Origin of the sequence: Streptomyces sp. NPDC052043 (assembly GCF_044548235.1) — a bacterium.
GTDB lineage: Bacteria > Actinomycetota > Actinomycetes > Streptomycetales > Streptomycetaceae > Streptomyces.
In genome coordinates this window covers 110475-129140 of record NZ_JBIUBT010000003.1, presented here as the reverse complement: position 1 = coordinate 129140, position 18666 = coordinate 110475, and the positions used below count along the sequence as shown (strand labels likewise).

The 18666-nt window shown below is 70.7% G+C and carries 18 protein-coding genes and 1 tRNA gene; 7 read left to right on the top strand and 12 right to left on the bottom strand.

The annotated features are described in order from the left end of the window. Window positions 1-104 precede the first annotated feature (104 nt). From ACIHCX_RS08430 to ACIHCX_RS08400, 7 genes are read right to left on the bottom strand one after another with little or no spacing between them, the layout of a single operon-like run. On the bottom strand, window positions 105-1763 hold the full coding sequence (locus ACIHCX_RS08430) for an ABC transporter substrate-binding protein (protein ID WP_400027862.1): 1659 nt from the start codon (window positions 1761-1763) through the stop codon (window positions 105-107). Window positions 1764-1777: 14 nt separating this feature from the next. Continuing rightward, a complete protein-coding gene (locus ACIHCX_RS08425; protein WP_400027860.1) occupies window positions 1778-2584 on the bottom strand; it encodes an ABC transporter ATP-binding protein in 807 nt (268 codons plus the stop codon). After that, on the bottom strand, window positions 2581-3603 hold the full coding sequence (locus ACIHCX_RS08420) for an ABC transporter ATP-binding protein (RefSeq protein WP_400027858.1): 1023 nt from the start codon (window positions 3601-3603) through the stop codon (window positions 2581-2583). The genes ACIHCX_RS08425 and ACIHCX_RS08420 overlap by 4 nt, the downstream gene beginning before the upstream one ends. After that, window positions 3600-4475, bottom strand: coding sequence for an ABC transporter permease (locus ACIHCX_RS08415; protein WP_400027856.1), 876 nt, complete (start codon window positions 4473-4475; stop codon window positions 3600-3602). Before ACIHCX_RS08415 ends, ACIHCX_RS08420 begins: the two co-directional genes overlap by 4 nt. Next, window positions 4472-5491 carry an ABC transporter permease gene (locus ACIHCX_RS08410; RefSeq protein ID WP_400027854.1) on the bottom strand — a complete coding sequence of 340 codons (1020 nt, stop codon included), beginning with the start codon at window positions 5489-5491 and terminating at the stop codon, window positions 4472-4474. The genes ACIHCX_RS08415 and ACIHCX_RS08410 overlap by 4 nt, the downstream gene beginning before the upstream one ends. Continuing rightward, window positions 5488-7116, bottom strand: a complete 1629-nt coding sequence (locus tag ACIHCX_RS08405; protein ID WP_400027852.1) for an amidohydrolase — start codon at window positions 7114-7116, stop codon at window positions 5488-5490. The genes ACIHCX_RS08410 and ACIHCX_RS08405 overlap by 4 nt, the downstream gene beginning before the upstream one ends. 26 nt (window positions 7117-7142) lie before the next feature. Continuing rightward, window positions 7143-8213 (bottom strand): C45 family autoproteolytic acyltransferase/hydolase, encoded by a 1071-nt coding sequence (locus tag ACIHCX_RS08400; RefSeq protein WP_400027850.1) that lies wholly within the window; start codon window positions 8211-8213, stop codon window positions 7143-7145. Window positions 8214-8302: 89 nt separating this feature from the next. Between ACIHCX_RS08400 and ACIHCX_RS08395 the strand changes: the two genes are divergently transcribed. The 3 genes from ACIHCX_RS08395 to ACIHCX_RS08385 all read left to right on the top strand — a co-directional run bounded on the left by ACIHCX_RS08395 (window position 8303) and on the right by ACIHCX_RS08385 (window position 11062). After that, entirely contained in the window at window positions 8303-9376 is a 1074-nt protein-coding gene (locus ACIHCX_RS08395; RefSeq protein ID WP_400027848.1) for a LacI family DNA-binding transcriptional regulator, read from the top strand. 139 nt (window positions 9377-9515) lie between these two features. After that, window positions 9516-10460: an SDR family NAD(P)-dependent oxidoreductase gene (locus ACIHCX_RS08390; protein ID WP_400027846.1), complete on the top strand. Its 945-nt coding sequence runs from the start codon at window positions 9516-9518 to the stop codon at window positions 10458-10460. Continuing rightward, entirely contained in the window at window positions 10457-11062 is a 606-nt protein-coding gene (locus ACIHCX_RS08385) for a TetR/AcrR family transcriptional regulator (RefSeq protein ID WP_400027845.1), read from the top strand. Before ACIHCX_RS08390 ends, ACIHCX_RS08385 begins: the two co-directional genes overlap by 4 nt. A 280-nt stretch (window positions 11063-11342) precedes the next feature. Here ACIHCX_RS08385 and ACIHCX_RS08380 read toward each other — a convergent pair whose 3' ends face one another. Beyond that, window positions 11343-12308: a helix-turn-helix transcriptional regulator gene (locus ACIHCX_RS08380; protein ID WP_400027844.1), complete on the bottom strand. Its 966-nt coding sequence runs from the start codon at window positions 12306-12308 to the stop codon at window positions 11343-11345. A 63-nt stretch (window positions 12309-12371) separates the two neighbouring features. On the opposite strand from ACIHCX_RS08380, the gene ACIHCX_RS08375 reads away from it, so the two are divergent. Then, window positions 12372-12758: a VOC family protein gene (locus tag ACIHCX_RS08375; protein WP_400027842.1), complete on the top strand. Its 387-nt coding sequence runs from the start codon at window positions 12372-12374 to the stop codon at window positions 12756-12758. Window positions 12759-12760: 2 nt separating this feature from the next. Then, window positions 12761-13087, top strand: a complete 327-nt coding sequence (locus ACIHCX_RS08370; protein WP_400027840.1) for a putative quinol monooxygenase — start codon at window positions 12761-12763, stop codon at window positions 13085-13087. A gap of 594 nt (window positions 13088-13681) precedes the next feature. On the opposite strand, the gene ACIHCX_RS08365 is transcribed toward ACIHCX_RS08370, so the two are convergent. Beyond that, window positions 13682-13755 (bottom strand) — tRNA-Pro (locus tag ACIHCX_RS08365). Between the two features lie 153 nt (window positions 13756-13908). Here ACIHCX_RS08365 and ACIHCX_RS08360 point away from each other — a divergent pair. Continuing rightward, the gene (locus tag ACIHCX_RS08360; protein ID WP_400027839.1) at window positions 13909-14616 is read left to right on the top strand and encodes a transketolase; all 708 of its coding nucleotides are present in this window, start codon (window positions 13909-13911) and stop codon (window positions 14614-14616) included. A gap of 105 nt (window positions 14617-14721) precedes the next feature. After that, window positions 14722-15666: a transketolase family protein gene (locus tag ACIHCX_RS08355; protein WP_400027838.1), complete on the top strand. Its 945-nt coding sequence runs from the start codon at window positions 14722-14724 to the stop codon at window positions 15664-15666. 62 nt (window positions 15667-15728) lie between these two features. On the opposite strand, the gene ACIHCX_RS08350 is transcribed toward ACIHCX_RS08355, so the two are convergent. The 3 genes from ACIHCX_RS08350 to ACIHCX_RS08340 all read right to left on the bottom strand — a co-directional run bounded on the left by ACIHCX_RS08350 (window position 15729) and on the right by ACIHCX_RS08340 (window position 18628). Next, window positions 15729-17159, bottom strand: coding sequence for an MFS transporter (locus tag ACIHCX_RS08350; RefSeq protein WP_400027836.1), 1431 nt, complete (start codon window positions 17157-17159; stop codon window positions 15729-15731). Window positions 17160-17282: 123 nt separating this feature from the next. Beyond that, on the bottom strand, window positions 17283-17642 hold the full coding sequence (locus ACIHCX_RS08345) for an MmcQ/YjbR family DNA-binding protein (protein WP_400027835.1): 360 nt from the start codon (window positions 17640-17642) through the stop codon (window positions 17283-17285). Window positions 17643-17725: 83 nt separating this feature from the next. Beyond that, window positions 17726-18628 carry a LysR substrate-binding domain-containing protein gene (locus ACIHCX_RS08340; RefSeq protein WP_400027833.1) on the bottom strand — a complete coding sequence of 301 codons (903 nt, stop codon included), beginning with the start codon at window positions 18626-18628 and terminating at the stop codon, window positions 17726-17728. Window positions 18629-18666 lie beyond the last annotated feature (38 nt).

Genomic DNA, 18666 nt, shown 5'->3' with positions numbered 1-18666 from the left:
GCTCCGGTCCATGGGTCGGACAGGGCAGCGGCGATGTGCCTTCGGAGGCGGGAACTCCCCTGCCGCCAACGGACCTTCGGGATTCTCCGCTGTCCGTGTGAGGACTAGTGGCCGGTTCCGCCGAGGTAGGCCGCCCATGGGTAGTAGACGTAGTCGAAGGCTGCCGGCGCCCCGGTGATCCGGCTTCCGAGCCACACGTCGTTCGTCAGCTCGATGCCGGAGAACATCGGATCCGTCTCGTCGTGCAGTTTCCGCTCCATCTGCAGGACCAGTCGGGAGCGGGCGCCTTCGTCCTTCGTGCTGATCGCCTTGGCGTAGAGCCCGTCGATGCCGCTGTAGCCGGACTGGTTGAAGGTGCCGCCGGTCACCGCGGTGAGGCCCAGCCAGTCGAGCGGGTTCGGGATGTTCGGCCAGAACTGCGTGTACAGCAGGTCGGTGCTGCCACGCGTCGCCGGGTCGTACAAGTAGTTCGAGTAGCCGGTCGCGGGTACGACGTTGAGCTTGAAGTTCAAGCCGATCTTGTCGGCCGCGTCCTTGACCCCGATGCCCAACTGCTGCGTCTCCGCCTGCTGCGGCACCACGAGGCTGATCTGCTGGGACTTCACGTCGGCCGGGACACCGGCGAGCAGCTTCTTCGCCTCGTCGATCTTCGCCGTGCCGTCCGTCTTCACCGAGTCGGCGTACGAGGTCAGGTCGTCCTTCGCGAAGCCGTACACGGCCGGCACGGTCTGCAGCGCGACGGGGCTCCCCTCACCGGCGTACACCTGGCTGCCGATGCCCTTCCAGTCGATGGCCATCTGGAGCGCCCTGCGCACGTCGGCGTTGCCCATCGCGCCCTTATGGTTCGCGACCACGAGCGTGACGGCCAGGGGCGCGGCACCCGAGTACAGCTTGCCCGCCGACGATGCCTTCAGCTGTGCCAGCCCGGCCGTCGGCGGACCGTACGTTCCGTCGATCTGGCCCGAGAGGAGGCCGGAGGTGATCGCGGAGTCGTCGGTCAGGAAGGTGAAGTCGATGTTCTTCACCTTCAGCGGCAGCGACTTGTTCCAGTAGCCGTCGTAGCGGCTCACGCTGATCGACTGGCCCTGCGTCCACTTGCCGAACTTGTAGGGGCCGGTGCACATGACCCCGACGCCCGGCGTACCGGCCTTCTTGCCGTGCTGCTCGTAGAACTTCTTCTCGACGACGACACCGGCGAAGCTCGCCAACTCGTCGTTGAAGAGGTAGTCGGGCTTCTTGAGCCTGACGGTCACTTCGTCGGCGCCCGTCTTCGCGATCGAGGCGACGTTCGCGTACAGGTAGCCGTAGAAGCTCGATTTGTCCGTCATGTTGTGCCGCATGCTCCACACGACGTCGTCGGCGGTCATCGGCGAGCCGTCCCAGAAGGTGACGCCGCTGCGCAGCTTGTAGACCCAGGTCGTCGGGTCGGGGTTGGAGTACGACGTCGCCAGGTTGGGCTTGATCCGGAAGTCGGGCGTCTGGGCGAGCAGTGTCTCGCACATGTTCGAGTTGATCATGTTCGGCGTGTAGTCGGCCGACTGGAAGGGGTCGACAGTCTGAGGCTCGCCCTGGAAGACGTTCCAGGTGATCGTGTCGACCGAGCCCGAGCCTTTCGGCGTGAAGGTGGTCAGCGCGTCGGAGGACCCGGTCGCACCGGTGCCGGAGGCGCCGCCGGAACAACCGGCCAGCACCAGGGTGGCTGCGGCGGCGACGGCGGCGAGTGCCGTCGCCCGTCTGCGGGGGCGGGGGCGGGGTGAGTACATGGTGGAACTCCGGTTCAGTGTCGGGCGGTGATGGCTGCGGGGTCCCACCCGCCGTGGGGGACGCTGTCGCGCAACAGGCGGGTGTAGGGGTCCTGGGGGTTGTCGAGCACCTCGGCGGTGGGCCCCTGCTCGACGACGGCGCCGTGGCGCATGACGATCGTGTCGTCGGTCACCTGGCGGATGACGGCGAGATCGTGGCTGATGAACAGGTAGCTCACGCCGCGTTCTTGCCGGATGTCCGAGAGCAGATTGAGGATCTGCGCCTGGATCGAGACGTCCAGGGCGGATACGGCCTCGTCGAGGATGAGGACGTCCGGTTCTGCGGCGAGCGCGCGAGCGATGGCGACGCGTTGGCGCTGTCCTCCGGAGAGCGACCTCGGCAGTGCCGCCAGCTGCCGCTCGTCGAGTCCGACGAGCTCGGCGAGTTCGCTCACGCGCTTCCTGGTCTCGTCGCGGCCGAGCCGGAAGTGGACGCCGACGACTTCCGCGAGGCAGTCGCCGATGCGTTGACGGCGGTCGAGCGAGGTGTAGGGGTCCTGGAAGACGATCTGGATGTCCCGGCCCCGCTCACGTCGGCTTCGTGCGGAACGCGCCGGCTGGGTGCGGTCCTCGCCCCGGAACGTGATGCGACCACCGGAGGGACGCTCCAGGCCGATGATCATCCGCGCCGTGGTCGTCTTGCCGGAGCCGGATTCGCCGACGATGCCGAGGGCTCCGCCCGGGGCCAGGGCGAAGCTCACGTCGGCGACCGCGGTCGCCTCGGTATGCCCGCGGCCGAACGTCTTGGTCAGGTGCTCGACCACGAGCAGCGGTTCGGTCATCGCTGGATCTCCTCGTTCGAAGGGGAGTCGACGTGCTGCTGCCGCACCATCCGGCCGCGCAGGCCGGGCATCCGGACGCACCGGGTCTGCGAGGGGCCGATCTGCAGCAGGGGCGGCACTCCCGCCCCGCACCGCTCCTCGGCGAAGCGGCAGCGCGGCGCGAAGGCGCAGCCGTCCGGCGCCTCGTAGGCGGTGGTCGGATGGCCGGTGATCGCGGGCAGTCGGTCCACGCGCCGGTCGATCTCGGGTCGTGCCTGCACCAGGGCGGCGGTGTAGGGGTGGAGCGGGTCCTGGTGCAACCGCGCCGACGCCTGGCGCTCCATGACCTGGCCGGCGTACAGCACGATCGTCTCGTCGCACACGGCACCGGCGAGTTCCAGGTCGTGGGTGATGAAGAGCATCGCCATGCCGTACTCGCGCTGCATGCGCCCGAGAGTCGCCATCACCTCCGCCTGGGTGGTGACGTCGAGCGCGGTCGTCGGCTCGTCGGCGAGGATGAGCCGGGGTCGAGCGGCCACCGCGGCAGCGATCATCACGCGTTGCAGCAGGCCGCCGGAGAGTTCGTGGGGGTACTGCCGCAGCCGGCGCTCCGGATCCCCGATCCCGACCTCGGCGAGCAACTCCTGTGCGCGCTTGCGCGCGGCGGGCTTCGGCATCCGGTCGTTGGTGCGCATCGCCTCGGTGAGGAAGTCGCCGATCGTGCGGACGGGGTTGGTGTGGGCCCGTGCGTCCTGGAAGATCATCGCGACGTCCTTCGCCCGGTAGGACCGCAGGGCGTCGGTGCGAAGGTCGAACACCTCGGCGCCGTCGAAGCGGACACCGCCCCGGACGTCGGCGCCGTCGGGAAGCAGGCGTGCGATGGTGCGCACGGTCATCGACTTGCCCGAACCGGACTCGCCGACCAGACCGAGGGTGCTTCCGCTGTCGAGCGAGAACGAGACGTCGCGCAGCACGGTGCGCGACTCGCCCGCGACGGGCAACCGAACCGTCAGACCGTCGACTTCGAGAAGTGCGTTCACGAGCGTGCCTCCCAGCGTTCCGTGAGTCGGTCGCCGAGCAGGTTCACGGCACCGACGGTGACGACGATGAGCGTGCTGGCGAACAGGGCCTCCTGCGGGTGCTGTTGCAGCACACCGGCCATACCGGTGCCGACCATCGCGCCCCAGTCCGATGTCGGTGGCTGCACCCCGAGACCGATGAACGAGAGACCGGCGAGGTCCATCAGGGCGAACCCGAAGGCGAGGGTGGCGTTGGCCACGATCAGCCCGCCCACGTTGGGCAGGATGTGCCGCAAGGCGATCCGCACCCCGTGCACGCCCTGGACCTGAAGCGCGGCGATGTAGGGCAGTGAGCGCTCTCGCAGCGCCGCGCTCCGCACGATCCGCGCGATGTAGGGGATGTAGGCGATGGACAGCGCCACTACGGCGGCGTTCAGGCCGGACCCGAACAGGGCCGTCGCCAGGATCGCCAGCAGCAGACCGGGGAAGGCGAACACGGCGTCGACGACGCGCACCACCATCTGGTCGAACCAGCCGCCGAACCACACGGCCGCGAGCGCGAGGATCGTCCCGAGGAGGGTCGAGATCGCCACGACGAGGAAGGGTCCGATCAGCGCGGTCCGGGAGCCGTGGATGAGGCGCGAGAGAAGGTCTCGCCCGCTGGCGTCGGTTCCCAGCAGGTGCGCACCGCTCGAACCCTGGTACGCCCCGGAGAGGTCGACGGCGTTCGGGTCGTGCGGGGCGATCAGGGGCGCGAGGACGGCGAAGCAGACGACGAGTCCGAGGACGGCGATCGCCGCCCGACCGGACACGCCGAAGGTCGTCGTACGACGGGTCGTCCGCCGGCCGGCCTTCCGGGTTCCGATGCGTCGCACCGCTGCTGTCGTGCTCATGAGTCCTTCTTCCCGATCGACACACGGGGGTCGAGCAGTGTGTAGGCGATGTCGATGAGGGTGTTCAGCACGATGAAGGCGGCGACGTACATCAGGCAGATCGCCTGGACGACGGGGAAGTCCTTCTGCTGCACCGAATTCACCAGGAACTGACCGAGCCCGCCGAGCTGGAAGACCTGTTCCACGACGACGCTCCCGGCGATCAGGCCCGCGATCGTGAGACCCGCGACGGTGAGCACCGGCATCGCGGCGTTGCGCATCACATGTCTGCGTACGACGGCCCCGCGGGGCAGTCCGCGGCTGATCGCCGTCTGCACGTGGTCGGCCGACAGTTCCTGCCGGATCGCGGTCTGGGCGAGTCGTGCGACGAACGCGACGGACGCGAGCGCGAGCGCTGTCGACGGAAGAACCATGTGGTAGAGCTCGTCGAGGCCCGCACGGCCGGCGCCGAACACCGGGAACCACTCCAGGTCGACGGCGAACACGATGATCAGCACGACCGCTCCGACGAAGGTCGGCACCGCCATGACGGCCGTCGCGGCGGCCATGGCGGACCGTGACAGCCAGCCGGGCTTGAGGCCGGCGAGAGTGCCGACGGCCAGCCCGAGCACCAGGACGATCACCGCGGCCATGACGACGAGCAGCGTGGTGATGGAGGCGCGGCTTCCGACCAGCGACCCCACCGGTTGGTTGTAGATGACCGATGTTCCGAAGTCGCCGTGCACCACGCCGCCCAGCCACCTCAGGTACTGCTGCCAGACCGGGTCGTCGAGGTGGTACTCGGCCTTGATCGAGGCGATTGCCTCGGGGCTCATGGTGCGACCGTGCGTGAGATAGGTGAGCGGGCTTCCCGGCGCGGCGTAGAGCGCTCCGAAGACGACCAGGCTCGCGATGAACAAGGTCACCACCAGCCCCACGACGCGGGTGGCGACGAACCGCAGCATCACCCCGGCGGGCCGCTGCTTCGCCTTCGCCTGCGCTGTTCCCGCCGGTGCCGTCGTGGTCGCGTGGCTCATCGGTTCACCCCTGGCTGCGCGTGATGGACCACGCGGCCACCCACGACCGTCCGCACCACTCGCGTGTCGAGCAGTTCCTCGAGTGGTCGGGTGAAGATGTCCCGGTCGAGAACGATGAAGTCGGCGTACAGCCCCTCGGCGAGACGGCCGTGCAGGTGCTCGGAGCGGCTCGCCCAGGCGGCGTCGCGGGTGGCGTGCACGATCGCGTCGGCCAGCGGGAGGGCGTAGTGCGGGATGTTGGCGGGCAGCGAAGGGTCGAGTGCCGAACGCCGTGTCGCCGCGACGAACATGTTGGGCAGCGGCGCATGCGGCGACGTGGGCGAGTCGGTGCCGAGCGCGAGTGTGGCTCCGGCGCCGGTCATCTCGGGCCAGGGGAAGCCGCGGTCGACCCGCTCGTCGCCGAGCACGCGTCGCCAGTTCTCCTGGATGGCGGGGTCGGCGTGCACGGGCTGCATGCTCGCCGTGATGCCGAGTGCCGCCAGCCGCTCGATGTCCGCGGCGTCGACGACTTCGAGATGTTCGATGCGGTGGCGGCGCTCCTTGGGGCCGTTGAGAGCGGCGGCGTGCTCGACGGCGCCGATCGCGACCCGGATCGCCTCGTCGCCGATGGCGTGCAGGGCGACCTGCAGGCCGGCCGCGTCCGCGGCGGCGACGACCGGCGCGAGTTCGGCAAGGCTCCAGATCGGGTCGGCGTTCGTGCCGTTCGCATAGGGCTTGCCGAGCGCCGCGGTGCACCCGTCGACGGTTCCGTCGACCATGACCTTGATGCCGGTGACACGCAGGAACGGGGTGGACCGGTGCGCGGCGAGTTCGGCGGCCCGTTCGACCTGGGCGAGGTTGCCGCCCTCGTCGCCGGTGGGCTGGACGCGCCAGAACCCGGCGATCCGCGTGGTCAGGGCGCCGGCCGCGTCGGCGCGACGCATCGCCTCGTAGTCGTCCTCGCCCAGCGCCATCTCGGTCGAACCGACGATCCCGGACTCGGCGTACGCCGCGAGGACGACCGCCAGGGCCTCGTCACGGTCGGAGTCAGTGGCGAAGCCGTCGAGTACCGGCCACACGAGGTGGTGCATCGCGGTCTCGTCTACCAGGCCGGTGGCCGCGCCCCGCTCGTCCCGGTGGACCGTTCCGCCGGGGGGTGATGCCGTGGTGTCGTCGATGCCGACTTCGGCGAGGGCGGCCGAGTTCAGCCAGATCGAGTGGAAGTCGTAGGCCTGCGCGTAGACGGGCCGGTCGGCGACGACGGCGTCGAGCATGCCCCGATCAGGCAGGCCGCCGATGATGTCACCGTGCTTCCATCCGGTGGCGAGCACGCGAGGTGCGTCGGGGTGCGCGTCCGCCCACCTCCGAACGCGCCGCTGGATCTCCTCCACCGTGTTGGCGCCCCAGAGGTCGACCTGGGCCGCCGCCTCGCCGGTGCCGACCACGTGCGCATGGCCGTCGACGAATCCGGGCAGGACGGTCGCGCCGTCGAGGTCGTGGATCAGGGCGTCCGGTCCGGCCACACGCGCGGCGGTGGCCCCGTCGCCGACGTAGGCGAGCCGGTCGCCCACCACCACGAGGGAGTCGGCCCAGGGGCGTCGGTCGGAGGTGAAGACGCGGGCGTTGCGGTAGAGATGAGCGGGCATGGTCGTGTCCTTGTCCATCGGGTACCTCAGAACCGGTCGAGACCCTCACGGGCCGCAGCGTCGGGGGTGCCTGCCCGGTACTCGAGGGCGAAGCCGGGAAGGTCGAGGGAGGCCGTGAGCAACGTGCTCCACTGCTCGTGGCCCGGCTGGGAGTCGTCGGCACGGACGCACACCACCGCGGCGGCACCGTCGCCGCCGCAGAAGGCGGCCGCGCGATCCGGGGCACAGCGGCCGGTCATGTCGCCGCGCACGGCGTGCGCGTGGTCGTACCGCTCGGCCGACACCGATTCCGGGATGCTGGTGTCACCGTCGGCGAGGCCGGGATCGAGAAAGTGGTTCGTGTGGATGAGCCAGCCGTCGGTGCCGGGTGGCACCACGGCGGATCCGGCCGGTGACATCTCGATGGACGCCGCCGCGGCACGGCCGTCCCGGTAGGTCGCGACGGTCAGCACGGTGGACGCGCTCACGGTCGCGGAGGCGACGAGGTCGCGGGCCTCGGCCACCGTGGTCGCCTCCTCGAGGACGCGACGCGCGACGGCGTGGACGGGTACGCCGCCGCTGGCGTTGTCGGAGCAATGGTTCAGGATGTTGAAATGCAGGCCGAGGCCGGCGTCGTTCACCCCGATCTTCGCGGCCGTGCCGAACTCGGTGAAGAGCTTCACCCGGCGTCGCGTCCCGGTCACGAGCGACAGCAGGAGACCGTCCGGCGTGAGCGAGTCGTGCCAGTCCCACGTCTGGATCGTCTCGGGCGGTCCGCCGGCGGGCGGTGTGTGCACGGCGGTGGTGCACTCGCCCTTCCCGGGCGCGGCGGCGAGTACTTCGGTCCGTGCGCCGACCGCGGCCACCTGCCACGGCTCGATTCCTGACGCCTCGGCGATTCCGTCGGACTCCTCGGCCAGGCCCGGATACCAGTCGCGCAGGGCGTCGTGGCTGTGGCCGACGATGTCGCGGACGGTCGTCTCCGGGATGCCCAGAACCTTGAAATGCGCCAGGTAGCGGGCGCTGATGTCACGTACCTGGTCCGCGTAGCGCGTGCCGATCTCGCGTCCGCGGTTTCGGGGGTCGGTGGTGGTCGTGCGCAGTGTGTGCAGCTTCATGGTGGCGACACGCTAAGTAGGTAAAACGTTTAATACAATGGCGTTACGCATCTCACTTTCTGCTGTTCTGTCATCCGAAGGAGGGCGCCGTGGGTCGCTCGAAGGGCGTCACCATCCGCGACGTCGCCCGGCGTGCGGGTGTCTCGGTCGCGGCGGTCTCGATGGCGCTCAATGACACCGGGACGCTGAGCGCGGCCACGCGACTGCGCGTGCGGGCCATCGCCGAGGAGATGGAGTACGAGGCCGACGCGCTCGCGCGCGGCCTGCGGCGTTCGTCGGTCGGGGCGATCGGACTCGTCATGCGATCGCTGGACGCGCTGGGTGAGTACGCGCCGCGCGGCGTCGACGTGTTCACTCGCTACATCGGCGCGGCTTCGGCGCACGCGATGGACCGTGGACTGAGTCTGATGCTCGTGCCCGACCCGACCAAGCGGCCGACACCACCACTCGCGCTGTCGCTCGACGGCTACATCGTGACGATGCCGCACGTGGACGATCCGGTGATCGGTCTCCTCGAACGGCGGGGGATCCCGTACGTGACGCTGGGACGCGATCCCAGCCGCCCGGATTTCACCGACTGGGCCACCGAGGACGACGGCTCGAGCTTCCGGCGCGTCTACGAGCACTTCGCCGCTTCCGGTGCCCGGTCGATCGTGCTGTTGCGCGGAACCGACCCCAACGCGTGGAACATCGACAGCGAGGCCACCTACCGCTCATGGTGTGAGAGCGCCGGGATCACGCCGCGCGTCTACACGTCGGCCGAGCGCGCCGGCGAGCGGGGCGGCGAGAGCATCGCGCACTCGATCGTGGACGACGGGATCCCCGACGCGATCCTGTGCCACACCGGTCGTCAGGCGGCCGGCGTGCTCGCGGGCCTCACGGCTCGCGGCGTCGCCGTGCCCGATCGGACGATGCTTGCCGCGGCTTCCGACTCCGAGCACACCCGACACAGCCGGCCCGCCATCTCCGCACTGGAACTCAACGCCGCGCAGACGACGTTGGCGCTACTCGACCTTCTCCAGGCGCGCATCGCGGGCGAGCCGAGCGCGGGACCGGTCCTGACGACCACCCGGTTCCGGGTCCGCGCATCCTCGCGACGCACCGACATCAACCCGGCGGCATCCCCCACGAGTACCAACGTGCCGCCCGAACTGGGCGGATGAGGTCTTCGGCCGGCGCACCGCGCCCTGGGCCGCCTCGCGGTGCGGATGATCACCAACGGCGTCGCCGACCGGCCCCGGGTGGCCTCCACCATGTTACGGTACTGAGTACCACTTGGAACTTGATACCGAGGAGGCCGCCATGGACAGCCGGACCATCGTGTTGACCGGCGTGACGCGCGGTTTCGGCCGCGAGTCCGTCGAGTTGCTGATCCGGGAAAGGCCGCAGGACCACTACGTCGTACTGGCTCGCCGCGGCGGCGAACGCCTCGCTGCGGAACTCGCCCAGGCCACCGGCGCCTCCGCGGTCACAGGCGTGGACTGTGACCTCGCTTCGCTCGCCGAGATCAGGCGGGCGGCGGAGGAGATTCTGCGTGGGCTCGACACCGGGTACCTGCCGCCGCTCGGTGGCTATCTCGGCAACGCCGGCCTGACGGTCACGACGACCGAGAAGCGCACCACGGACGGGTACGAGATGACCTTCGGGGTCAATGTGCTGTCCCACTACCTGCTCGTCAGGGAACTGCTGCCCCGGTTTGCCGGTCCGGGCTGGATCGTGCTCACCTCGAGCGACTGCCACTTCGGGCAGTTCCGCCATACGCTCGGCGCTACACCGCCGCCGCGCTGGGAGACGCCGGAACGACTGGCCACGCCGCGTGCCGGTGGCGCGCGGGAAGCCGGGCGGGCGTACGCGACCAGCAAACTCGGCGTCATCTACCTGACCCACGCGCTGGCCCGCCGCCTGCCCGACAGCGTCGGCGTCTACTCCTACAACCCGGCGCTCGTCGCGGGCACCGATTTCTTCCGCCACGCCCCGGCGCCCGTCCGGGGCGTGCTCAACGGATTCTTCCAGCTTCAGCGATTCCTCGGCCGAGGCATGACGCCGCAGCAGGCGGGCGCGCGGCTCGCTGAGACGATCCTGACCGGGCTGACCGCCAGGACCGGGTCCTACCTCGATCGCGGCTGCAACGTGCCGTCGTCGCCGGAGTCGCACGACGAGGCCCGCGAGGAGGAGCTGTGGCGCGAGGCCGCCCGCCTCGTCGACGCCGACCGCGGGGCGGGACGGACGGATATCCTGGCCGAATGAGCGCGAACAAGTTTCCGGTGGAGTCATTGCGGGACCGCAAACGCCGCCAGACCCGGGAACGGATCGTCGAGACGGCCTTCGCGCTCTTCATGGAGCGGGGGTTCGATATCGTCACCGTGGACGAGATCGCCCAGCGGGCAGAGATCGGCCGCACCACCTTCTTCCGCTACTTCGGCGACAAGCAGGAAGTCGTCTTCTCCACCGAGGACGACTTCCTGTGCGCGCTCACCGCAGCCATGCGCGATGCGCCCACCGAGCCGCTCCAGGATCTCGCGCAGGCACTGGCCACATCTCGGCGGCTGCTGCTCGCGATCTGCACCGAGGCCGCCCGCAACCCCGGCCACTACGCGGTGTACCACCGTCTGGTCAAGCAGCACCCCGAGCTCGAAGACCGCCACACCCGCAAGACCCGGCACTACGCCGACCTCCTCGAGAAATACCTGATCGACCACGGCAGCCCGCCGGCCACCGCCGTCCTCGCCGCCCAGTTGACCGTTGCCTGCTACCAGGCGGCGTGGCGCCTCGGCAGCCACGACGCGACGGCGGTGCTCCGCGAGGTGAATGACGCCTTCGACCTCCTGCTGGGCGCCACCGCCGCATAAACGGCGGACCGGCCTTCGCTCGGCCGGGACTTACTAGGCCCTCGTGCTCACCGGCCGCCGCTGCAGCGAGGTGCTCAAGCTCCGTCTGGACTGCGTCGGCCGCTACCACGGCCGACTCCCGATGCTCTGGCACGACCAGACCAACTTGCCGAGCCTTTGACCCAACGCGGGGCCCTGGAACTTCCTTGACGCTTCCGCCCATCACCTCGGCCAGAAGAGGCCGATTCCTTCGTAACCGCCTCGGCGACCGGACAGCGTTCGTTCCCGATACACCATCTCGTTACTGGGGCTGGTCGTTCACGTTGTCCTCGAACAGTTCCCGAGTACGACGCAGCAGCGCTTCCCGCACGTCGTCCGGTGACAGGACCCGCAGTGGTGTGGCCAGGCTGAGGAGGTACTTGGCGAGCCCGTCCGCGTCGGGGCCGCCGATGTCGACGATCGTGGCGTCGCTGCCCTCCGGCCGGTGGGTGCCGACCGTCGGCGGGATCAGCCGCAGCGCCTGCTCCATGGGCACAGGGAGGCGGATCGTCACGTAGAGCGGGTAGGAACCGGTCGCGATGGAGCGGGAGACAAGCAGCGCCGGGTCAGGTGGGTCGATGATTTCCACCGGGCGCCCGGTGGGCTGTAGCAGCCCAACCCTGTCGGCCCGGAACGTCCGCCACTCGCCCCGCGTCACATCCCGGGCGACGAAGTACCAACGGCGTCCCGTGTGCACCAGGCGGTACGGATCGACGTCCCGGACCGTCGCCTTCCCTTCTCGATCGCGGTACGACAGGCGGCTGCGCTCGCCCCGGCGACACGCGCCGGCCAGTTCCAGCAGCATGCCGGGCGCGATCTGCGGTTCATCGAGCCTCGGGGTGTGCACAAGGGCGGCGTCCATCTCGCCCAGTCGGTCTGCGATCCGGCGTGGCAGAACCTGACGTAGTTTCAGCAGAGCGGACAGCGCGGCCTGGTCACCGCCGAGAACGCCGCTGAGCGCGGCCTCGCGCAGCCCGACCGCTACGGCGAGTGCCTCTTCGTCGTCGAGGATCAACGGCGGCACCCGGGCTCCGGCGCGGAGGCGATATCCGCCCCACGGCCCGGGGTCGGACTCGACTCCGTAGCCGAGTTCCCGGAGCCTGGCGATGTCCCGTCGCACCGTGCGCTCGGTGACCGCCATCTGGTCAGCCAGTTCGCCGCAGGTCCACAACGGCCGCGCGGACAGCAGTGAGACCAGTCGCAGCAGACGGGCGGATGTGCTGATCACGTTCCGAAGTGTCCCGCATGACCAGGACCGAATCTGTCCTGGTCCCGTCATAGCGTCTTCGTCATGAGCACAGGAAACCCGTCCGCACCCGCGATCCGCTACGCCGCCGTCACGTTCGACTGCCCGGACCCCGCCGAACTGGCCCGCTTCTACGGCGATGCCCTCGGCCTGCCCGTCGCCTACTCCAGCGACGACTTCATCCTGCTCGGCCAGGAGGGATCGGCCGGATTGGCGTTCAACCGGCTGGCCGACTACCGGCGTCCCACCTGGCCGGACCCTTCCCAAGAGAAGCAGGCTCACATCGAACTGGGCGTCGACGACCTGGAGTCTGCGCAGGCTCACCTCCTGACCCTGGGTGCTGTCGAGCCCCCGACCCAGCCCCAGCCCGACCGGTGGCGAGTCCTGCTGGACCCGGCTGGCCACCCGTTCTGCATCACCACTCTGGTCTGAGCATGATCGGCAGACTGATGACCATGACCGCGCACCCGGGCAGGGGTGGCGAACTCGCCGCCGTCCTGCTGAGGGTCGCGGAGACGCTGCACGGCTGCCCCGGCTGTGAGATCTATCTGATCAGCCAGAACGCAGCCGATCCGGACACAGTGCATGTCACCGAGGTCTGGCTGGACGAGGCCAGTGCGCAGACAGCCCTCGCCGCTCCGTCGCGGGCCGACGGTCCCGACCCCGCAAATGTCCTCGCGCTGCTGTCGTCTCCACCGCATCGCACGGACCTGACTGTCCTGGGCGGAGTGGGCCTGCCCACCGCCGACGGCCAGCCCTGACTCACGGCCTCTGGCCGCAAGAATGGCCCGCTCGGAGGTCATTCCTGCGGCCGGGGCGCGTACGACCGGCCCCAACATGCCCGTCGCGTCGCTGACGCCATGGGCGCCGGCGGCACGGCGGAGCAGCTCCGTCGTTGCCTCCTTGACCGAGCGCCAGGAGCGCGCGCTCACAGCGCTGCTTGGCCGCCCCGCTGTGAGTCTTTCCGACATCCTCGCCGCCAACTGACCGCTCACTCGAAGCGGGCTTTTGAAACAGGCCCTAGATGCACCGGCCATCCAGACATGAAGCCCTCGAGGCCAAGGGGAAAGAAAATCGGACAAGCGGGCGCTCATTCACGCGACCCCGCTTGAAGGGCTGGGAGCAAGCCGCCCCCTTGACCAGTAAAAGCGGGGAGCAGTGGGCCCGCCGCTCTGGGAACACGGCCATCTCGACCGGGTCGGGCGATAGCCGGTCAACATAAATTGACGCGGCCGACCACGGCTGGGAGTGATGGGAGCACCGGGAGCGGAACAGTGCTCCCAGCTCGCTCACACCAACGCATCAGGGACCCTCCGAAGAGAGCCCCTGACCTGCAGAAATTTCCGACATCACCGTCGGGACGACAGGATTTGAACCTGCGACCCCTTGACCCCCAGTCAAGTGCGCTACCAAGCTGCGCCACGTCCCGTTGCCCGTCTGACCTGGGGTTTCCCCCGGCCGAACGCGCAGGTAAACAATACCGCACTCAGGTTGGTGATCGCGCACGGGTTTTGGTCGGCGCACCGGCGACGGGGCGACGCGACTTGACCTCAAGTTTGGTTGAGGTCGCACCATCGTCAGCATGACGATCACCGAGGAGACCGAACGCCCCCACGGCTACGCCGACCTGCCCCGGCTGATGGGGCTGATGACGGGCGACGAGAAGCACGGGCCGGCTGCCACGTCCACGCTGGACGTGCTCTGGGTGCTCTACGACCGGGTGCTCCGGGTCCGCCCTGAGCAGCGGGACGACCGGGAGCGGGACCGGTTCCTGCTGTCGAAGGGGCACGGCCCGATGGCCTACTACGCGGTACTCGCCGCGAAGGGCTTCGTGCCGGTCGACTGGCTGCCGGACTTCGGCGCCTACGACTCCCCGCTCGGCCACCATCCGGACCGCACCCTGGTACCGGGCGTCGAGATCGGCAGCGGGTCGCTGGGGCACGGGTTGCCCATCGCCGTCGGCACGGCCCTGGGGCTGCGCGCCCAAGGGCTGAACCGGCCCCGGGTGTGGGTGCTGACCGGGGACGCCGAACTGGACGAGGGCAGCAATCACGAGGCCATCGCGTTCGCCGGGCCCGCCGGACTCCAACAGCTGCACGCCGTCGTCGTCGACAACTCCTCCGCCAGCCATGCCCGTCCCGGCGGGATCGCGGCCCGGTTCGAGGCGGCGGGCTGGTCGACGGCGAGTGTCGACGGCCGCGACCACGAGGCGCTGTACGCCGCGTTCACCGCGCCGCATCCGGGCCGCCCGCACGTGGTGGTGGCCCGGGTGGAGCCGAAGCTCCCGTGATCCGGGATCCCGGGCTCCCCCGGCTTCCACGGCTCCCCCGGCTCCCCTGACTTCCCTGCCTTCCTCGACTTCCCTGATTTCCCGATGTAGAAGGGATCGACTTCCATGGACACCATGCGTGACCGACTCGCACCGACCGCCTCGCGCCTGCTCGACGAGGATCCGCGGGTGGCGGTCGTCATCGCCGCGGTCGGCAAGGACGGCTTCGCCGAGGCGCTGCGCCGACATCCCGACCGGGTCATCAACGTCGGCATCCGAGAGCAGCTCCTCGTCGGAGCCGGCGCCGGGCTGGCGCTGACCGGTATGCGACCGATCCTCCACACCTTCGCCAGCTTCCTCGTCGAGCGCCCCTTCGAACAGGTCAAACTGGATCTCGGGCACCAGGGCGCGGGCGCAGTGCTGGTCAGCGCCGCCGCCTCCTTCGACTGGCCCGCGGGCGGCTACACCCACATGGCACCCGGCGACGTGGCACTGCTCGACACCCTGGACGGCTGGACCGTGCACGTGCCCGGGCACCCGGACGAAGCCGAGACACTGCTGCGGCACGCCGTCGCCGCGGGCGACGACAAGGTCTACGTACGGCTGTCCGTGCAGGCGAACGCGTACGGGCGCCCGGTCGACGGCGAGCACGTCGTGACGGTCCGCGAGGGCCGCTCGGGCGTGGTGGTCGCCGTCGGCCCCCTGCTCGACGCGGTGCTCAGCGCGACGGAGGGCCTGGACGTCACCGTGCTGTACGCGACGACCGTCCGGCCCTTCGACGCGGCCGCGCTGCGCCGGGCCACCCGGGCGGCCGGTACGGACGTCGTGCTGGTCGAGCCGTACCTCGCGGGCACATCGTCCGCGGCGGTGAACGACGCGCTCCGCGACGTCCCGCACCGTGTCCTGGGACTCGGTGTGGGCCGCGCCGAGCTGCGGCGCTACGGGACCGTGGAGGAGCACGTCGCCGCGCACGGGCTCGACGCCCGGTCACTGCGGGAGCGGATCTCCGCGTTCCTCGGGACACGGACCGGAGCGGCCGGAGCGGACACCGCGGGCGCCGCAGGCGCCTGAAAGTGTGGGTGCGGAGGCCGCGTGTTGTGGCCGGGGGCGGGCGCCGGCCGCGGGCACGGTCTTCAGTGCGGCTCGGGGTGCGTGCGTCCTGGTGCCGTGTCCGCGGTCCCGCCGTGCGTGTGCGGGCCGCGGGTGTGCGGACCGTGGGCGCCACGCGCGTCGGCCCGTATGAGACCGCGTATCGCCGGCACCGCCAGCAGCACCGTCGGTACGACGAGGCTCGTCGCGGCGGACACCAGCAGCACGTGGTCGGCGCCCAGGGCGGAGGCGGCCGGGCCGGCCAGGGCCTGGCCGACGGGCATCATGGCGAGGGAGCCCGCCACGTCGTAGGCGTGGATGCGGTTGAGGACGTCGGACGGGACCTGGGTCTGGACACTGGTCGCCCACATCACGCCCCAGAACGACATGCCCGCCCCGGCGACGGCCGCGCCCGCCGCCATGGCCGGCACGCCGAAGCCGGCCCCGACCGCCGCCGGGAAGCCGAAGAAGGCGAACAGGGCGAACGCACCGGCGCGCAGCATACGGCGGGGACGCAGCCGCAGGGCGAGGAAGCCGCCGACGACGGTGCCCGCGCCGAGCGCGGAGTTGATCAGGCCGTAGGCGCGCGGGCCGTGCTGCTGGACCACTTCGGTGGCGACCAGCGGAACGGTCGGGCCCCAGACGGCGATCATGTAGAGGCACCACACGGCGATGACGCCCCAGAGCCAGGTCCTGGCCCTGAACTCCCGCCATCCTTCGACCAGATCCGCCCTGAAGGCACCGGTCGCGGTGGCGTCCGGGGTACCGGCGCGGATGAGCGGGGGCAGCCGGAGCACCAGCAGGCACAGGGCGCTGACCCCGTAGGTGGCGGCGTGCGCCGCGAAGACGCCGCCGGGTGAGGCGAAGCCGACGAGCAGGCCCGCGGCGGCGGGGCCCGCGAGCTGGGCCGCGGACTCGGCGATGCGTATGGCGCCGTTGGCGGCCTGGACGTCGGAGGCGAGCCGGGGCACCGTGCTGGCCACGCCGGGCTGGAACACGGCACCCGCCACGCCGTTGACCAGGCCGATCACGCAGATCTCCCAGAGCACCACGTGCCCGGAGTAGAAGAGCACGGCGGCCACGGACTGGGTGCCGAGCCGTACCAGGTCGGCGCCGATCATCAGCTTGCGGGTGCTGAACCGGTCGGCGATGACCCCGCCGAAGACCACGAGGCCGGCGAAGGCGGCGGCCGTGGAGGCCATGGCGAGGCCGACCGCGCCCGCGCCGTACCCGTGCTGGAGCAGGCCCGCGGCGAGCGCGACCGGCAGCATGGTGTCGCCGAGCCGGGCGACGGCCCGCGCGACGAAGAACAGCGCGAAGTCCCGCGACCACACCGACCGCGCGCGACCGCCGCCGCCCACTCCGGCACCTGCACCGGTGTCAACTCCGGCTCCGGCTCCGGCTCCGGCTCCGGCAGCGAGGTCGTCCCGCCCCGCCGCCTCCCCCGGCGACGACTGCGACGACGTCCCGGTCATCCCTGCGACGCTCCCCTCCCCGGCCCATCCCCGGCTCCCCGGCCGACCGCGGCCCCTCCCGCGCCAGCCGGCCCCACTGCCTCCGGATCATGCCACGGCCTACTGACAACGCCCGAGGGATTTTCAGCGGGCGGTGGGCAGTCCCAGCTCGGGATGGGCCTCCAGCAGGCGCGGCGGAGCCGCCTGGCGCCAGGAGTCGGCGAGGATGTCCCGCAGCTCGTCCTCGTCCTCCAGCTCCGCGAGCCGGACCCGTACCCAGGCGAACTGCGCCTCATGACCGGCGATCCAGAACTTCTCCGGCTCGGCCAGGACCAGTTCGTCGCGCTCCTCCTTGGGGCAGCGCACGGCGATGGAGGTCTCCTCCTCCGGCAGGGTGGCGAACATCTTCCCCGCGACCCGGAACGTGGGCATGCTCCAAGCGGTCTTCTCCGCGGTGTCGGGCAAGGACAGGGCGATACGGCGTACGTCATGGGCGTCCGGCATGCCCCGCACGCTAACCCCTCCCACTGACAGCCGCCCCCGAGGAAACCGGGTACAGCCGGGATGCAAGCGGGTGTGGCAGGGCGCTACGCCTGCGCCGCCTCGTCCAGGGCCTGGAGCACCGGGCGGATCAGCGGGTGCCCCTCAGCTCCCCGGCGCACCGCCGCGAAGACCCGGCGGGTGGGCGCCACACCGTCCACGGGGCGGACGACCACGCCGGTGAGGTCCGTGCCGCGCAGCGCGGAGCGCGGGACGAGGGCCACGCCCGCGTCGGCCGAGGCGAGGGCCACGACGGCGCGGAAGTCGTCGGAGGAGTGTTCCAGGCGGGGCTGGAAGCCCGCGCTCTCGCAGGCCAGGACGACCACGTCGTGGCAGGGATTGCCGGGATAGGGGCCGATCCAGGGGTCCTTGGCCAGCTCGGCGAGCGGCACCTCGGCGGCGCCGGCCAGCCGGTGGGCGACCGGGACGACCGCGTCGAACGGCTCGGCGTACAGCGGTACGTGGGTCAGCCGGGGGTCGTCGGCGGACGGCGCGCCCCGGTACTCGACGGCGACCGCCACGTCGACCTGCCGGTCCAGCACCATCGGCAGGCTGGCGTCGCCCTCCGCGTCCCGCACGCGGATGCGGATGCCGGGCGCCGTCCGCGCCAGGCGGGCCACCGCGGGCGCCACCACCTGCGCGATGCCCGTGGCGAACGCGGCGACGGTCACCGTGCCCGCCTCGCCCGAGCCGTAGGCGGCGAGCTCGGCCTCCGCCCGCTCCAGTTGGGCGAGGACCGCGTTGGTGTGGCTGAGCAGGATCTCCCCGGCCGGGGTCAGCCGTACGCCCTTGGCGCCGCGCTCGACCAGCCGGTGACCGGTCTCCTGCTCCAGGGCCGTGAGCTGCTGCGAGACGGCCGAGGGCGTGAGGTAGAGCGCGGCGGCAGCGGCTGTCACCGTACGGTGGTCGGCCACCGCACGGAGGATGTGCAGCCGCCGCGCTTCGATCATGCGAACGATTATCGCAAGACCTGCGGCCGGTCGGCCTC

Excerpts from the sequence above, each read along its gene's own strand:
- ACIHCX_RS08430 (WP_400027862.1), bottom strand. The coding sequence starts at position 1,763 with ATGTACTCACCCCGCCCCCGCCCCCGCAGACGGGCGACGGCACTCGCC.
- ACIHCX_RS08425 (WP_400027860.1), bottom strand. The coding sequence starts at position 2,584 with ATGACCGAACCGCTGCTCGTGGTCGAGCACCTGACCAAGACGTTCGGC.
- ACIHCX_RS08415 (WP_400027856.1), bottom strand. The coding sequence starts at position 4,475 with ATGAGCACGACAGCAGCGGTGCGACGCATCGGAACCCGGAAGGCCGGC.
- ACIHCX_RS08410 (WP_400027854.1), bottom strand. The coding sequence starts at position 5,491 with ATGAGCCACGCGACCACGACGGCACCGGCGGGAACAGCGCAGGCGAAG.
- ACIHCX_RS08405 (WP_400027852.1), bottom strand. The coding sequence starts at position 7,116 with ATGCCCGCTCATCTCTACCGCAACGCCCGCGTCTTCACCTCCGACCGA.
- ACIHCX_RS08400 (WP_400027850.1), bottom strand. The coding sequence starts at position 8,213 with ATGAAGCTGCACACACTGCGCACGACCACCACCGACCCCCGAAACCGC.
- ACIHCX_RS08390 (WP_400027846.1), top strand. The coding sequence starts at position 9,516 with ATGGACAGCCGGACCATCGTGTTGACCGGCGTGACGCGCGGTTTCGGC.
- ACIHCX_RS08385 (WP_400027845.1), top strand. The coding sequence starts at position 10,457 with ATGAGCGCGAACAAGTTTCCGGTGGAGTCATTGCGGGACCGCAAACGC.
- ACIHCX_RS08375 (WP_400027842.1), top strand. The coding sequence starts at position 12,372 with ATGAGCACAGGAAACCCGTCCGCACCCGCGATCCGCTACGCCGCCGTC.
- ACIHCX_RS08370 (WP_400027840.1), top strand. The coding sequence starts at position 12,761 with ATGATCGGCAGACTGATGACCATGACCGCGCACCCGGGCAGGGGTGGC.
- ACIHCX_RS08360 (WP_400027839.1), top strand. The coding sequence starts at position 13,909 with ATGACGATCACCGAGGAGACCGAACGCCCCCACGGCTACGCCGACCTG.
- ACIHCX_RS08355 (WP_400027838.1), top strand. The coding sequence starts at position 14,722 with ATGGACACCATGCGTGACCGACTCGCACCGACCGCCTCGCGCCTGCTC.
- ACIHCX_RS08350 (WP_400027836.1), bottom strand. The coding sequence starts at position 17,159 with ATGACCGGGACGTCGTCGCAGTCGTCGCCGGGGGAGGCGGCGGGGCGG.
- ACIHCX_RS08345 (WP_400027835.1), bottom strand. The coding sequence starts at position 17,642 with ATGCCGGACGCCCATGACGTACGCCGTATCGCCCTGTCCTTGCCCGAC.
- ACIHCX_RS08340 (WP_400027833.1), bottom strand. The coding sequence starts at position 18,628 with ATGATCGAAGCGCGGCGGCTGCACATCCTCCGTGCGGTGGCCGACCAC.